We start from the raw sequence: 14,188 nt of genomic DNA, 5'->3' as shown, positions 1-14,188 counted from the left end.
AGCATCGGACCGACGTAGATGACGCCGTTTTCCGACGTGTCATCGCGCTTCGAGAAAGCGTCGATGGTAGTTGAGGGTTGCCCCTGTGAGAGTAGGACGTCGCTAGGCAATCAGAGGCCACTGAAATTTCAGTGGTCTTTTTTTATATCAAAAAAGCCCCCAACGTACAAAAGCCGAAGGCTTGATCGGCGCGTTTAAGAACAATCCAAAATACAGAAGGAAAACCTCGAGAAGCGGGAGGACCGAGGAAAACAAGGAATCAAGGAGGCCCGAAGCGCAGTGTACTTGGTACATGAGCATCGGACCAACGCAGATGACGCCGTGTTCCGACGTGTCATCGCGCTTCGAGAAAGCGTCGATGGTAGTTGAGGGCTGCCCCTGTGAGAGTAGGACGTCGCTAGGCAATCAGCGACCACGGAATGTCAGTGGTCTTTTTTTATACCCAAAAAAGCCCCCAACGGCTGGATGGGGTATACAAATAAAAAAAGAAGACGATATGAAATCGACTTCTTTTTTTACAATATTATATTAATTAAAGAACTCTAGTCGCTTTTACGATTCGTTCTTTCCAATAGCCGGAAGTGATATTTCCATAAGATACACCGCTAGATGTTGCTGCACTAATCATTTGTCCGTTCCCTACATAAACTCCAACGTGGTTAATTACTCCGTTAAAATCGGTATCAAAGAATACTAAATCCCCAGGTTGTACAGAAGAAATAGCTACTGTTTTACCAACTGTTGCCTGAGCACTAGATGTTCTTGGTAAAGTTAAATTACCCGCATCTTTAAAGATTCGATAAGTGAATGAGGAACAATCAAAAGCATCCGTTCGATTCACACTAGCTCCATATAAATAAGAGGCTCCAAGGTATTTTTTTGCAGATGTGACGATTTCATTACCATTAACAGATGCCGTACTGTCCTCTTTAGCGTTATTAGAAGTTGTTGCTGAAGAACCGACTAAATTAATTTTTTGACCAACATAAATATAGGACGCTTTTGCAATTTGCGGATTATAACTTAGAAGTTTACTAAGACTAATTCCGTGAGTTGCAGCAATTTTGGAAAGAGAGTCTCCTTGCTTCACAATGTATGTAGAATTAGCGTTCGGTGTTGTACTTGCTGGTTTACTTGGACTAGTCGTAGAGACTGTTCCTTTACTGCCATTAATCACAAGTTTTTGTCCAATGGAAATAAATGATTCATTTTTAATAGACGGGTTCCATTTTAATAAATCGTTTACAGTAACTTTATAAGTTTTAGCGATTTTATAAAGGGAATCCCCTTTTTGTATAGTATAAGTTGTTGAACTAGTCGCATTTGACTTGGATTTGGCTGTTGTTTCATTTGATAATTTAAGAACTTGACCAGGGAAAATTAGGCTTGACCGTAAATTATTTAATGACATAATCTCGTTTACGGTAATGGAATTTTGTACGGCAATTTGTGATAAAGTATCCCCACTCTTTACGGTGTGAGAGTTTGCTGCAAAGACAGAATTTCCGCCAATCAGTGATCCGATTAATACTGTAGATAAAACTAGTGACTTTTTCATAAATAATTTCCTCCTATTATTCGAGGAAGGAATTTGTCTAAGATGGATGAAGTACTTGTTCCACTTAAACGATTTATACTATGGAAGCTAAGATTTGAATAGCTATAGTCGCATTTCCCCCATATCATTAAAATGAAAAGTTATAAATTATGTTAAGCGAATTGAAAGGTGGATTTTAAGGTTAACTTGTTGATTAGTTTTCCGTTTTTCATACTGAATGGAAGACATCAACTTTTCTTTTATTCCAATTGTTATGTATTAGGAGAAGTACCTTGTACACGTGCTTTAAATGTTATGAACCCTCGATTTTTCTGTTAGCTGAAGAAAGTCTCGATTTTATAGACGCTTCGATAGTATTTATCTCTGAAGTGGATATACGTACTCTATTTATCTTAAACATACAGACTCCCTCAAGATAGTAGACTACTTTTCTTGCAAATGGTTCCCATTCGAAGTTGCTATTGGTAATAAGTGAATATTTTTCTGCAATTTAATCACTATTTTAATTGAAATTACGGTCATTTTCATCAAACTTTTCTTATTTTAGGCTAAAAAGCAATATATAAATTTTTTCGTCTATAACAAATTATTCAACTTTAAAGTAAAGTCACATGTTGGCATGCTCACATAAATATAGTAGTAGTGATGTCATTTTTTTCGAGGTGATTTAAATGAATAAAAATCGTTATAGAAGAAATTTATTGGCCCTTTTATTTATCTTAATTACAGCGATTGTTGTATTTGTTTCTAAATGGTATTTTGAAGTGAATCAATATCATGATATAGAAGAAGAAAATTCTTATAGTTGGCAAAGATATATGAATGAAGATGAGTTTGCAAAGTTAGAAGATGGAATGTCTTATTCGGATGTTGTACAAGTGGCAAAGGGTAGAGGTGAAAAATTATCAAAAGACGTGTATATTTGGGAAGATGAACTTTTACTAACCCAAGCTTATGAAATTCGTTTTCAAGATGGAAAGTTAGATCAGAAAAAAATCATTCAAAAACGGGGTTATTCAACTCGATAAACATAGATAAAGCACATCTTAAATCGTGATTTTTCCAAAATGATGTAGATTGGCTAGAGAGATGTGCTTTATTTAATATCCAGAAGGTATACACTTTGAACATTTAACTTTGTTTAGGTAAACTTAAGATAATTGTGATTGTGAGAGGATACGTTAAAATGATAGTAGAAAAAGAAGTTATCTCCATAGAAGAGACTCAAAGGTTAGCCCATCAATTAGCTGAATTATTGGAGCCACAAGATACAATAACGCTAGAAGGTGATTTGGGAGCTGGTAAAACGACATTTACCCAAGCTCTTGCGAAAGGATTAGGTATTTCAAGAACAGTAAATAGTCCAACCTTTACAATAATGAAGCAGTATGAAGGAAGATTGCCTTTTAACCATCTTGATGTTTATCGTCTTGCGGATAGTAACGAAGATCTTGGATGGGATGAAATTTTTTTCGGTGATGCAGTAACAGTGGTAGAGTGGGCTCATTTAATAGAAGAATATTTACCAGATGAAAGACTCGCCATTGAAATTTATCGTATCGATGACAGTAAACGAAAATTTGTACTAAAACCAATCGGAAAGCGTTACGAACGGTTGTGTGAGGAGTTATTTAAATGATTTGGTTAGGAATTGAAACATCTAATTCACCGCTTTCAATAGCGATAGTAAAAGATGGACAAGTATTAGTTGAAATTGTTGAAAATGTAAAGCTAACCCATTCGGTAACAGCTATGCCAACGATTCAAGAATTATTTCATAAAGCGAAGATGAAACCAATGGATATTGATGCAATTGCAGTTTCAGAAGGACCTGGTTCATATACAGGGATTCGTATTGGTGTAACGATCGCCAAAACCCTTGCATGGACTTTAAAAAAGCCATTAGTTGGAGTATCTAGTTTAAAAGTGTTAGCAGCTAATGGTGAATTGTTTAATGGCATTATTTGTTCATTATTCGATGCAAGAAGACAAAACGTCTATGCAGGTATCTATCAAGGAACCGATTTGGAAACAGTTATGGAAGAACGTCACACGTCTATTGATGATTTATTAAGTCAATTACAATCATTAAACAAACCAGTACTATTCATTGGGTCAGACGTAGAAAATTTTAAAGAAAATATAAAAGAACAGTTAGGTGAGCTTGCAATATTTGCACCTTCTTCTATCACACTACCCCGTGCTTCCAAGTTAATTGAAGTAGCTGAAACAAAGTCACTACCAAGTATAGAAGAAGTCCATCATTTTGTTCCTCAATATCACCGATTGGCACAAGCTGAAGCGAATTGGATACAGGATCAAAAAAAGAGGTAATAATAAAATGATACTTTATCGAAAAATGACTCCAGAAGATGTAGAAGCAGTACACACAATTGAACTTGCTTCCTTTCCTACTCCTTGGACGTTAGATTCATTTCATTACGAAATGAGAGAAAATCAATTTGCTTATTATATTGTCGCGGAAAATGAACACGGTAATATTGTTGGATTTTGCGGAATGTGGCTAGTGATTGATTCTGCACAAATTACAAATGTAGCAGTTATTGATGCTGCAAGAGGACAAGGAATTGGAGAAGGTCTAATGCGAGAAGCAATGCGAATCGCTCGGGAACATGGTGTAGATGTGATGAGTTTAGAAGTACGGGTTTCAAATCATGTGGCGCAAAACCTTTATCGGAAACTAGGATTCCAAGATGGTGGAATACGAAAAGGATATTATACTGATAACCAAGAGGATGCTCTTGTAATGTGGGTGAATTTAAATGAGTGATCGAATTATTTTAGCAATAGAGACAAGTTGCGATGAAACGGCTGCTGCCATTATTCGAAATGGTCATGAAATTGTTTCAAACGTAGTAAGCTCTCAAATTGAAAGTCAGAAACGTTTTGGCGGAGTTGTTCCAGAAATCGCTTCTCGCCATCATGTGGAACAAATAACAATTGTTATTGAAGAAACATTGGAAAAGGCGAACATGCAACCATCGGACTTAACGGCTGTAGCGGTAACGGAAGGACCAGGATTAGTAGGGGCATTATTAATCGGAATTAATGCAGCAAAGGCATTTGCCTTCGCCCATAACCTACCTATTATTCCAGTGCATCACATTGCAGGCCATATTTATGCGAATGCATTAGTTCAACCGATGCAGTTTCCTTTACTTGCGCTTGTCGTATCAGGTGGGCATACAGAGTTAGTGTTTATGAAGGAACATGGTAGTTTTGAAGTAATAGGGGAAACTCGAGATGATGCAGCTGGTGAAGCCTATGATAAAGTAGCGCGGGTGTTAAATATGCCTTATCCAGGAGGTCCCCATATTGATCGACTTGCCCATGAAGCAAATGAGGGAGTAGAATTTCCACGCGCTTGGCTAGATGATACATATGACTTTAGCTTTAGTGGTTTAAAATCGGCCGTTATTAATTATAAGCATAATATGGATCAGCGTGGAGAAGAAATTATTCCTGAACAAGTTGCAAAAGGATTCCAAGATAGTGTTGTAGAAGTATTAACAACAAAAACTGTTCGGGCGGCAAAGGAATTTAACGTCAAACAAGTAATTGCTGCTGGTGGTGTATCAGCTAACAAAGGCTTAAGATCAAGTTTAGAACAAGCTTTTGAAAAAGAAAAAATACCATTTACAGTACCGCCACTAAAATTTTGTACAGACAATGCAGCGATGATTGGAGCTGCCGCAACCTATATGTATGAAGCAGGAGTTCGTGGCGATTTATCGATGAATGGAATTCCCGGTAAAGAATTAAAGAGTTGGATATAATAATGGAAGTCACAAAATGTTGTGTAGTTATCAACATTTGTGACTTTTTAATTTTCCGAAAAAAATATGAAAACGATAATCTTTGTCGGAAACCGCTATTTTTTGTGTCATTTTCTTTCACTTATTGTTTATTTCATTTTTTGTATAATTTTTCTGAAATTTTATCCACAGGTTAACAATATAATGTTGAAATTGTCAAGGCGAACATTCGTACTTATGCACAAACTGGGGATAACTTGTGCATAACTTGTGATAAACCTATATATAGTATGGATTTTTTCACAAAAGAATGTGGATATTTTTTTATAAAACTGTGGATAATGTGGAAAAGTGTGTTGATATGTTGATATTACTAAACTTTTCATGTGAATAAATTTGTGGAAATTTTTTATCGAAATTTGTCTATTGACCAAGATATATGTAAATTATTCACCAATAATAAAAATACCATGTGCATATGCACATGGTATAAATGAAAATCCACTATGAAATAATGTTTTCCAGCTCTTCGTTTAGTTCAAGCCATTGTCCTTCTAGTTCATCATGTTCTTGTTTTGCTAAGTCTAACTCCGATTGATACTTCAACACTTGTTCGTGATCCTTAAAGACCTCTGGATCACAAAGTTTCTCTTCTATGAAGTTAATTTGTTCATCTAAAGTAGTCATCTTTTTTTCGATGTCTTCTACTGCCCGTCGAATTTGCCGCTCCCGTTTCTTAGCCTCCTTATCAATTTGGGAAGTAGAGGATTTCGGATGGGAAGAGGATTCCACGTTGGCAGATGTAGCTTGAGCTTTCATTTCCGCTAATTCTTGTAGTTCCTGTTTTTTCTCAAGGTAATAATCATAGTCACCTAAATATTCAAAGGAACCTGTTCCTGATAATTCGATTACCTTTGAAGCGATTCGATTAATAAAATAACGGTCATGAGAAACGAATAGTAATGTTCCAGGATAATCAATTAATGCGTTTTCCAACACTTCTTTACTATCTAAATCTAAATGGTTTGTCGGTTCATCTAGAACGAGTAAATTCGCTTTTTGCATCATGAGCTTAGCGAGAGCAAGTCGGGCTTTCTCACCACCAGAAAGAGCATTGACCGTTTTCGTCACATCATCACCACTAAATAAAAATCTGCCTAAAATTGTACGGATATCTTTTTCATTCATCAGTGGCCATTCATCCCAAAGTTCCTGAAGAACGGATTTATTACTCTTTAGTTTCGCTTGTTCTTGGTCATAGTAACCAATTTGAACGTTTACACCATATCGAATATCTCCAGAAAGAATCGGTAAATCCTTTACAATCGTTTTTAGTAAAGTGGATTTTCCTACTCCGTTTGGACCGACAAGGGCGATGCGATCTTCACGGAAAATTCGCATGTGAATATTTTTCGAAATCGTTTTTCCATCATAGCCAATCATTAAATCGTCAATGGATAGTACATCATTTCCACTTTGGCGTTCAATTGTGAAACCGAAATTAGCTGAACGTTCATCACTATCAGGGGCATCCATCCATTCGGTACGTTCTAGCACTTTTCTTCGGCTTTGGGCCATTTTCGTTGTAGAAGCGCGGGCAATATTTTTTTGAATAAATGCTTCTAATTTTGCTTTTTCATCCTGTTGTCGCTCGTACAATTTCATATCACGTTCATAGTTTTTTGCTTTTTCAGCTAGATAAGCACTATAATTCCCAACATATTTTGTTACATGGGTTCTAGAAACTTCATAAACAATGGAGACAACTTGATCTAAAAAGTATCGGTCATGGGATACGATTAAAATCGCACCTTCATAGCTCTTTAGGTAATTTTCTAACCAACTTAATGTTTCAATATCGAGATGGTTTGTCGGCTCGTCCAATATTAATAAATCAGGTTTACTTAATAGAAGTTTTGCTAACGCTAAACGGGTTCTTTGGCCACCTGAAAGGGATGAAATTGGTTTTTCATAATCTTCCGCATAAAATTGCATGCCGTGTAAAACAGAACGAGTATCTGCTTCATATTGATACCCCCCAGCTTCTTTGAAGTCATGCTGTAGTTGATCGTACTCAGCCATCACACGGGCATACATGTCCTCGTTACCATAAATAGCTGGATCTGCCATTCGTTGTTCAAGGGTGCGTAAATGTTTTTCTTGGTTACGCAAAGAATCGAAAATCGTCATCATTTCGTCCCAAATCGATAGTTTCGATTCAAGCCCTGTATGTTGTTCCAAATAACCGATTTTCACATCCTTCGGGATAATGATTTCACCGGAATCATAGGACATTTGCCCAGCGATGATTTTGAGTAATGTCGATTTTCCTGCCCCGTTACGCCCAACTAAAGCAACCCGGTCTCTATGTTGAATTTCTAATTTGACGCCGCTTAATATTTCATCTGTCACAAAAGATTTATATAATTGATTTACTTGTAAGACAATCATTTTTACACCTCAGTTCTATCTTAAGTGTAATTGATGAGCAATTCCTTCGCAATGTGGATGCTTTACTTATTTGTGCATGTTTAGTAAGATGAAATCGATTTCGATTTCGTTATCATTACAAGGGATGAGAATTAATATACTCGAGGAAATGAAAAGTTCCCCGAGAAAGTACGGATTGGGGGATAATGGGTGAAGCAAGAAATGAAAATTCCACAAGCGACGACAAAACGACTCCCTCTTTATTATCGTTTTTTACAAAACTTTGCTAATGAAGGGAAAAGAAGAATATCTTCACAAGAATTAAGTGAAGCGATGAAAATCGATTCAGCTACGATTCGCCGTGATTTTTCTTACTTTGGCGCGCTCGGGAAAAAAGGATATGGATATGATGTGCTTTATTTATTAGAGTTCTTCAGACAAACGCTAGATCAAGATGAAGGGGCGAACGTAGCCTTAATAGGTGTGGGGAACCTAGGGAATGCATTTTTAAAATACAATTTTCAAAAAAACCATAATACAAGAATTGTCGTTGCCTTTGATACAAAAGCACCTTATGACGGAACAGAAGTTAATGGGATTCCCCTTTACCATCCAGACCGTTTAGAGGAAATGTATCATGAATATAACGCTGAATTAGCTATTTTAACGGTATCGTCCCGCTCAGCACAAATTATGGCGGATCGATTAGCAGCGATTGATGCCAAAGGGATTTTGAACTTTACACCTGTCCGTTTGAACGTGCCGGATAGTATGAAGCTAATGAATATCGATTTGTCTGTCGAGCTAGAAGCATTAATATACTTAATCCGTAATAGTGACTGACACAAAGTGTTTACATTATGTATTAGCAAATTGCAACAAGATGCGTTAAAATGTACATATATTAGAGGAGGTGGCTACAGTGGTTGTGCATTTAAATGCAATTTCACCATTTGCCGTTGTTATTATTTGTATCGTAGCCCTATTAATTTTTGGACCGAAAAAATTACCTGAGTTAGGTAGAGCGGTGGGGACAACCCTTCGTGAGTTCAAAAAGGGAGCAAACGGGTTAGTAGAAGATGACGAAGATATCAATAAAAAGAACGCTAATGTCATCGAGCAACAAAATGTAGATAAAGAAAACAAGTAAGTTAAGGATGTCTTTTAATATGAATCCAAAAGAACTCACTGTTATTGAACATATAGAGGAATTGAGGAAGCGACTTTTTATTTGCGCAGTTTTCTTTGTTCTAGCTTTAATTGTAAGCTTTTATTTTGCAAAGCCGATTATTCGTTTTATACAGATTAGTGAAGAAGCACAGGAATTAACTTTAAACGCTTTTAAAGTAGGGGACCCCCTAACGGTTTATTTAGAAGTAACGTTTATTGTAGCAACCATCATTACTTCGCCAATTATTCTTTATCAACTTTGGGCATTCATTACACCAGGGTTGCATGAGATGGAACGGAAAGCGACGTTAAAATATATTCCATATGCATTTTTACTGTTCATCGGGGGACTAGCATTTGGGTATTTTATTTTATTCCCAAATGTTTTGCACTTTATGATGACATTATCGAATGACCTTGATATTCAACAAACGATAGGTATTAACGAATATTTCTCCTTTTTATTTAAATTGGTTGTACCTTTTGGATTAATATTCGAACTACCAGTTGTCATGTTATTTTTAGCAAGATTGGGGATATTAAATCCACAACTTATGGTCAAATTCCGAAAGTATTCGTATTTTGTTTTATTTGTTATTGCTGTACTAGTAGCCCCGCCAGATATAATTTCTTATATAATGATTTCGATTCCGCTTTTCGTTTTATATGAAGTGAGTATTATCATTGCCCGTATTGGCTATAGAAAATATCAAGTAGCAGAGGAAAAACGTATACAGGAAGAAAAAGAGGCAGCACAAAAAATACAAGTAGAACAATTGTTAGCAGAACAACGTCGTCAAATTGAAGAAATGTCCAATCATCAATAATAAATAAGAAATAAGCCTATTTTCGAAAGACAAGTTCTTTTGAAAATAGGCTTATTATTTTTATTTAGGGATTTGGTCCATAAATTGCTGAAGCTTATCTGCATTTAATTGAATTAATGTGACAAAGCCGTTTAACATCATATGGGCAATGATCGATGTAAGTAAACGTCTTGTTTTATAGTAAAGGAAAGCGAAAACGAATCCGCTAATCGTATATAAAATAATATGCGTGAAATCTAAATGAATCGCAGCAAAAATAACCGAACTAACGATACCAGCTACCCAGAAGTTTTGAGTTTGGATTAATGATCCAAAGACAACGCGACGAAATACTAATTCTTCTAATATTGGGCCAAATAACACTGTCGCGAGAATCATAACCGGCGCAATTTCTGTTACAAGCATAATCGTTTTAGTATTTTCACTACCGTATTCAATACCAAGGGCTAACTCAATTGTTGCACCTATTGTCTGACCGAGATAAACAAGGAAAAAACCGATAATCCCCCAACCGATGGATACGGGAATTGAAGCTTTTTCTCCTTTAAATACGTTCCAGAAGTTCTTATTTTTACTTATTAAGAATATACAAACTAAGAATGCAATTGCAGCAGTTACTGTAGACCACCAAGCAGCTAATGCAACGCCAGATTGTTGTGCATTTTCCACAAAAAATTGAAGGAAGAATCCCTTAATAGGTGGAATTAATAATAGAAACCCAGATAATTGAAACAATATGTAGGTTAATAAAACGAAAAAGGCAGTTTTTTGAGTTTGGATTTTGGTAGAAGTATTCAATCGATTATATCCCTCTTTCTAAATCTCTTGTTTAAAACATAAAATATAAAGTTAAACTAACAGGCGGGTCGCTCTTTCAAGGAAGCATCACCTCTATTTCCTATTGTAGAGGAATATGGAAAGAAAACAAAATTTTTTAACGCTTCATACTTGCAAATCTAAAAATAATTCATTATTATAATAATTGTGTTAGCACTCATAAGAAGAGAGTGCTAATAAGATATACAAACTAAAATTTGTAGGAGGTTGTTTCACTTGTTAAGACCATTAGGTGATCGTATCATTATCGAACTAGTTGAGGTGGAAGAAAAAACAGCATCAGGACTTGTACTTCCAGATTCAGCAAAGGAAAAACCACAAGAAGGTAATGTTGTTGCTGTGGGAACTGGTCGTGTACTAGATAACGGCTCACGTGTCGAGCTTGATGTAAGAGAAGGAGATCGTATTATTTTCTCTAAATACTCAGGCACAGAAGTGAAATACGAAGGCAAAGAATATTTAATTCTTCGTGAAAGTGATGTATTAGCAGTTATTGGTTAATGAGTTGAAAGTTAATCTTAAGAAATAAAGAGCGCCTTTACATACGTTTCTTCGGCGCTCCATGCTACTTTTGATTTTGAATAGAATAAAAATTTGGAGGTAAGCAAAATGGCAAAAGATATTAAATTCTCTGAAGAAGCTCGCACGTTAATGCTTCAAGGTGTTGATAAATTAGCAAATGCAGTAAAAGTTACATTAGGGCCAAAAGGTCGTAACGTTGTACTTGAGAAAAAATTCGGTTCTCCATTAATTACAAATGACGGTGTAACTATCGCAAAAGAAATCGAATTAGAAAACGCTTATGAAAACATGGGGGCAAAATTAGTTGCTGAAGTTGCTTCTAAAACAAACGAAATCGCTGGTGACGGTACAACTACTGCAACGGTTTTAGCACAAGCGATGATTCGTGAAGGTCTTAAAAACGTAACAGCTGGTGCAAACCCAGTTGGTATCCGTAAAGGTATGGACAAAGCTGTTGCTGCTGCATTAGAAGAATTACAATCCATTTCACGCCCAGTAGAAAATAAAGAAGCAATCGCGCAAGTTGCTGCTATTTCTGCTGCCGATGAAGAAGTTGGTGAATTCATCGCAGACGCAATGGAACGCGTTGGTACTGACGGTGTTATCACGATTGAAGAATCTAAAGGGTTCACTACTGAATTAGATGTAGTAGAAGGTATGCAATTTGACCGTGGATACGTTTCTCACTATATGGTAACAGATACTGACAAAATGGAAGCAGTATTAGAAAACCCTTATATTTTAATTACGGATAAAAAGATTTCAAACATTCAAGAAATCTTACCTTTACTTGAACAAGTTGTTCAACAAAGCCGTCCATTATTAATCGTTGCTGAAGATGTTGAAGGGGAAGCTCTTACAACATTAATTTTAAATAAATTACGCGGTACATTTAATGTAGTAGCTGTTAAAGCTCCTGGCTTCGGTGACCGTCGTAAAGCGATGTTAGAAGATATCGCAGTATTAACTGGTGGTCAAGTGATCACTTCAGAACTTGGCTTAGAATTAAAAACAGCTGACGTTTCTTCATTAGGACGTGCTGCAAAAGTTGTTGTATCTAAAGACAATACAACTATTGTTGAAGGTGCAGGTAATAGCGAAGAAATCGAAGTACGTGTTAACCAAATCCGTTCTCAAATTGCAGAAACAACTTCTGAGTTCGATAGAGAAAAATTACAAGAACGTCTTGCGAAACTTGCAGGTGGTGTAGCAGTAATTAAAGTGGGTGCTGCAACTGAAACAGAATTAAAAGAACGTAAATTACGCATTGAAGATGCATTAAACTCAACTCGTGCTGCTGTTGAAGAAGGTATCGTATCAGGTGGTGGTACTGCACTTCTAAACGTTTACGGTGCAGTTGAAAAAGTGCTTGATGAAGTAGATGGCGACGTAGCAACAGGTGTACGTATCGTATTACGTGCTCTTGAAGAACCTGTACGTCAAATCGCAAACAACGCAGGTCTTGAAGGTTCAATCATCGTTGACCGCTTAAAACGCGAAGAAATCGGTATCGGCTTCAACGCTGCTAACGGCGAATGGGTAAATATGATCGAAGCTGGTGTAGTAGACCCTGCTAAAGTTACTCGTTCTGCATTACAAAACGCTGCATCTGTAGCTGCTCTATTCTTAACAACTGAAGCAGTAGTAGCAGATATTCCAGAACCAAATGCTCCAGCAATGCCTGACATGAGCGGCATGGGCGGAATGATGTAATAAAAATAAGGAAAATCCTTATATATCAAGGTTTATAAGACTTATTTTTATATTATTCGCCGAAAAACTAACGAAAATCTAACTTTTTTCAAAAAAAGTTAAAAAATAATGTTTTTTAAGATGTTTCCGAATTGGTTTGTAACTTTTTCGGAAGCATCTTTTTTCATTTTCTTTGTAACGTGTGTATAAATTTTTAACGTTGTTTGCATATCATCATGCCCTACACGTTCCATTATTGTACTCAAATCCACACCAGCCTCAGTAAGCATACTAATATGTGTGTGTCTAAATATATGAGGTGTTGCATTTTTTTGAATGTTTGTAAATTCCAAAATGCGAGCCATACGATTAATAATATTCTTTTGAATGAACGGATAGCCATTCACACGGCAAAATACAAAGTTTCCATCGTGATATTCATTCAATTCAACTTCTCTGTATTTTGCTGTCACTTTCATTTGTCGTTTGCGGTGCGATTTTAATAAGTCCATTATTTCTTTTGCTACTTCAATTGTTCGAATAGAACCTTCTGTTTTCGGCGGTGTCAATACGTATTTTCTCATATTGTTATCTTCGTTATATAAAGTTTTGGTAATTCGAATTGTATTATTCCTGAAATCAATATCAGACCACTTTAAAGCGCATAACTCTCCAGATCGCATTCCTGTAAATGCTAGTAAGTAAAAACGTTCGATATCTAAATCTAGTCCATGCTTAGTAACTGCATCCAAAAAGTCATTAACTTCTTCGGTAGTTAAATATCCTTCATCTAATGGTTCGGATTCGATTTCTTCAACAGTTTTTCGTTTTTTTGGCAAAACTGCCCCTGTAGTTGGATTATCTTTGATTAATTTATCTTTTACAGCATATTTAAAAATCATCCCAGCTGTTGTATGTACGCCAGAAACTGTATTACGTGCATATTCAGCAGATAATTTATTTAATAATTTTTGGTATTTTGAGTGAGAAATTTCTGAAATAGGCATTTTTGCAATATGTTTATTAAGTATTTTGATTTCTTTTTCGCGAATTCTCACACTACCACGCTTCACACCAGTTAATGAATAAGTTTCAATCCACTCATTTGCTAGGGCATCGAATGTCATCTTCTTACCTACACGTTCGTCAATCCCATCCATTTCGAGTAGTCTAATTGCTTCCTTCACGCGATTAGCGGCTTCTCTTTTAGTTTTTCCTCTTCTCCAAATTTGCTTTCTTTTACCGGTAATAGGGTCTGCTGGACCATCAGCAACACAAGTCCATCTTTTCTGACCTGATTTTAAAGTAATCTCTTCACAATGCATATTTACCACTCCTTAAAATAAAATGTATGTTATTTTTAAGTGCTTTAAAAG

At 36.1% G+C, this 14,188-nt stretch carries 14 protein-coding genes; 10 read left to right on the top strand and 4 right to left on the bottom strand.

Annotation, left to right across the window (positions count from 1 at the left end):
- Window positions 1-532: 532 nt before the first annotated feature.
- Window positions 533-1,558: a C40 family peptidase gene (locus H9636_RS07345; RefSeq protein ID WP_191706974.1), complete on the bottom strand. Its 1,026-nt coding sequence runs from the start codon at window positions 1,556-1,558 to the stop codon at window positions 533-535.
- Window positions 1,559-2,229: 671 nt separating this feature from the next.
- Here H9636_RS07345 and H9636_RS07340 point away from each other — a divergent pair.
- The 5 genes from H9636_RS07340 (at window position 2,230) to tsaD (ending at window position 5,355) form a co-directional block, all read left to right on the top strand.
- Window positions 2,230-2,586, top strand: a complete 357-nt coding sequence (locus H9636_RS07340; RefSeq protein ID WP_191706973.1) for a hypothetical protein — start codon at window positions 2,230-2,232, stop codon at window positions 2,584-2,586.
- 158 nt (window positions 2,587-2,744) lie between these two features.
- Window positions 2,745-3,197: a tRNA (adenosine(37)-N6)-threonylcarbamoyltransferase complex ATPase subunit type 1 TsaE gene (gene tsaE, locus H9636_RS07335; protein ID WP_191706972.1), complete on the top strand. Its 453-nt coding sequence runs from the start codon at window positions 2,745-2,747 to the stop codon at window positions 3,195-3,197.
- Window positions 3,194-3,892 (top strand): tRNA (adenosine(37)-N6)-threonylcarbamoyltransferase complex dimerization subunit type 1 TsaB, encoded by a 699-nt coding sequence (gene tsaB / locus H9636_RS07330; protein ID WP_191706971.1) that lies wholly within the window; start codon window positions 3,194-3,196, stop codon window positions 3,890-3,892. The genes tsaE and tsaB overlap by 4 nt, the downstream gene beginning before the upstream one ends.
- 7 nt (window positions 3,893-3,899) lie before the next feature.
- Window positions 3,900-4,349 (top strand): ribosomal protein S18-alanine N-acetyltransferase, encoded by a 450-nt coding sequence (gene rimI, locus H9636_RS07325; RefSeq protein WP_191706970.1) that lies wholly within the window; start codon window positions 3,900-3,902, stop codon window positions 4,347-4,349.
- Complete coding sequence (tsaD, locus tag H9636_RS07320; protein WP_191706969.1) at window positions 4,342-5,355, top strand: tRNA (adenosine(37)-N6)-threonylcarbamoyltransferase complex transferase subunit TsaD; 1,014 nt, start codon at window positions 4,342-4,344, stop codon at window positions 5,353-5,355. Before rimI ends, tsaD begins: the two co-directional genes overlap by 8 nt.
- A gap of 483 nt (window positions 5,356-5,838) precedes the next feature.
- On the opposite strand, the gene H9636_RS07315 is transcribed toward tsaD, so the two are convergent.
- Window positions 5,839-7,785 carry an ABC-F family ATP-binding cassette domain-containing protein gene (locus H9636_RS07315; RefSeq protein ID WP_191706968.1) on the bottom strand — a complete coding sequence of 649 codons (1,947 nt, stop codon included), beginning with the start codon at window positions 7,783-7,785 and terminating at the stop codon, window positions 5,839-5,841.
- A 189-nt stretch (window positions 7,786-7,974) separates the two neighbouring features.
- On the opposite strand from H9636_RS07315, the gene H9636_RS07310 reads away from it, so the two are divergent.
- The 3 genes from H9636_RS07310 (at window position 7,975) to tatC (ending at window position 9,761) form a co-directional block, all read left to right on the top strand.
- On the top strand, window positions 7,975-8,607 hold the full coding sequence (locus H9636_RS07310) for a redox-sensing transcriptional repressor Rex (RefSeq protein WP_191706967.1): 633 nt from the start codon (window positions 7,975-7,977) through the stop codon (window positions 8,605-8,607).
- Window positions 8,608-8,686: 79 nt separating this feature from the next.
- A complete protein-coding gene (locus H9636_RS07305) occupies window positions 8,687-8,914 on the top strand; it encodes a twin-arginine translocase TatA/TatE family subunit (RefSeq protein ID WP_191706966.1) in 228 nt (75 codons plus the stop codon).
- Between the two features lie 19 nt (window positions 8,915-8,933).
- Window positions 8,934-9,761 carry a twin-arginine translocase subunit TatC gene (gene tatC / locus H9636_RS07300; protein WP_191706965.1) on the top strand — a complete coding sequence of 276 codons (828 nt, stop codon included), beginning with the start codon at window positions 8,934-8,936 and terminating at the stop codon, window positions 9,759-9,761.
- Between the two features lie 60 nt (window positions 9,762-9,821).
- Here the strand turns inward: tatC and H9636_RS07295 are convergent, their stop codons facing one another.
- A complete protein-coding gene (locus H9636_RS07295; RefSeq protein WP_225230123.1) occupies window positions 9,822-10,559 on the bottom strand; it encodes a CPBP family intramembrane glutamic endopeptidase in 738 nt (245 codons plus the stop codon).
- Between the two features lie 255 nt (window positions 10,560-10,814).
- On the opposite strand from H9636_RS07295, the gene groES reads away from it, so the two are divergent.
- The gene (gene groES, locus H9636_RS07290; RefSeq protein ID WP_122973483.1) at window positions 10,815-11,099 is read left to right on the top strand and encodes a co-chaperone GroES; all 285 of its coding nucleotides are present in this window, start codon (window positions 10,815-10,817) and stop codon (window positions 11,097-11,099) included.
- A gap of 108 nt (window positions 11,100-11,207) precedes the next feature.
- Complete coding sequence (gene groL / locus H9636_RS07285) at window positions 11,208-12,833, top strand: chaperonin GroEL (protein WP_191706964.1); 1,626 nt, start codon at window positions 11,208-11,210, stop codon at window positions 12,831-12,833.
- Window positions 12,834-12,931: 98 nt separating this feature from the next.
- On the opposite strand, the gene H9636_RS07280 is transcribed toward groL, so the two are convergent.
- Entirely contained in the window at window positions 12,932-14,137 is a 1,206-nt protein-coding gene (locus tag H9636_RS07280; protein WP_191706963.1) for a tyrosine-type recombinase/integrase, read from the bottom strand.
- Window positions 14,138-14,188: the final 51 nt, after the last annotated feature.

Source organism: Ureibacillus galli (assembly GCF_014836845.1).
GTDB classification, from domain to species: domain Bacteria; phylum Bacillota; class Bacilli; order Bacillales_A; family Planococcaceae; genus Ureibacillus; species Ureibacillus galli.
Note: the sequence above shows the minus strand (reverse complement) of the source record. Positions and strands in the feature narration are given on the sequence as shown.

What these genes read in the sequence shown, in the direction of transcription:
- H9636_RS07345 (WP_191706974.1), bottom strand. Translation starts at nt 1,558, where the DNA reads ATGAAAAAGTCACTAGTTTTATCTACAGTATTAATCGGATCACTGATT.
- groL (WP_191706964.1), top strand. Translation starts at nt 11,208, where the DNA reads ATGGCAAAAGATATTAAATTCTCTGAAGAAGCTCGCACGTTAATGCTT.
- H9636_RS07315 (WP_191706968.1), bottom strand. Translation starts at nt 7,785, where the DNA reads ATGATTGTCTTACAAGTAAATCAATTATATAAATCTTTTGTGACAGAT.
- tatC (WP_191706965.1), top strand. Translation starts at nt 8,934, where the DNA reads ATGAATCCAAAAGAACTCACTGTTATTGAACATATAGAGGAATTGAGG.
- rimI (WP_191706970.1), top strand. Translation starts at nt 3,900, where the DNA reads ATGATACTTTATCGAAAAATGACTCCAGAAGATGTAGAAGCAGTACAC.
- H9636_RS07340 (WP_191706973.1), top strand. Translation starts at nt 2,230, where the DNA reads ATGAATAAAAATCGTTATAGAAGAAATTTATTGGCCCTTTTATTTATC.
- tsaD (WP_191706969.1), top strand. Translation starts at nt 4,342, where the DNA reads ATGAGTGATCGAATTATTTTAGCAATAGAGACAAGTTGCGATGAAACG.
- tsaB (WP_191706971.1), top strand. Translation starts at nt 3,194, where the DNA reads ATGATTTGGTTAGGAATTGAAACATCTAATTCACCGCTTTCAATAGCG.
- tsaE (WP_191706972.1), top strand. Translation starts at nt 2,745, where the DNA reads ATGATAGTAGAAAAAGAAGTTATCTCCATAGAAGAGACTCAAAGGTTA.
- H9636_RS07280 (WP_191706963.1), bottom strand. Translation starts at nt 14,137, where the DNA reads ATGCATTGTGAAGAGATTACTTTAAAATCAGGTCAGAAAAGATGGACT.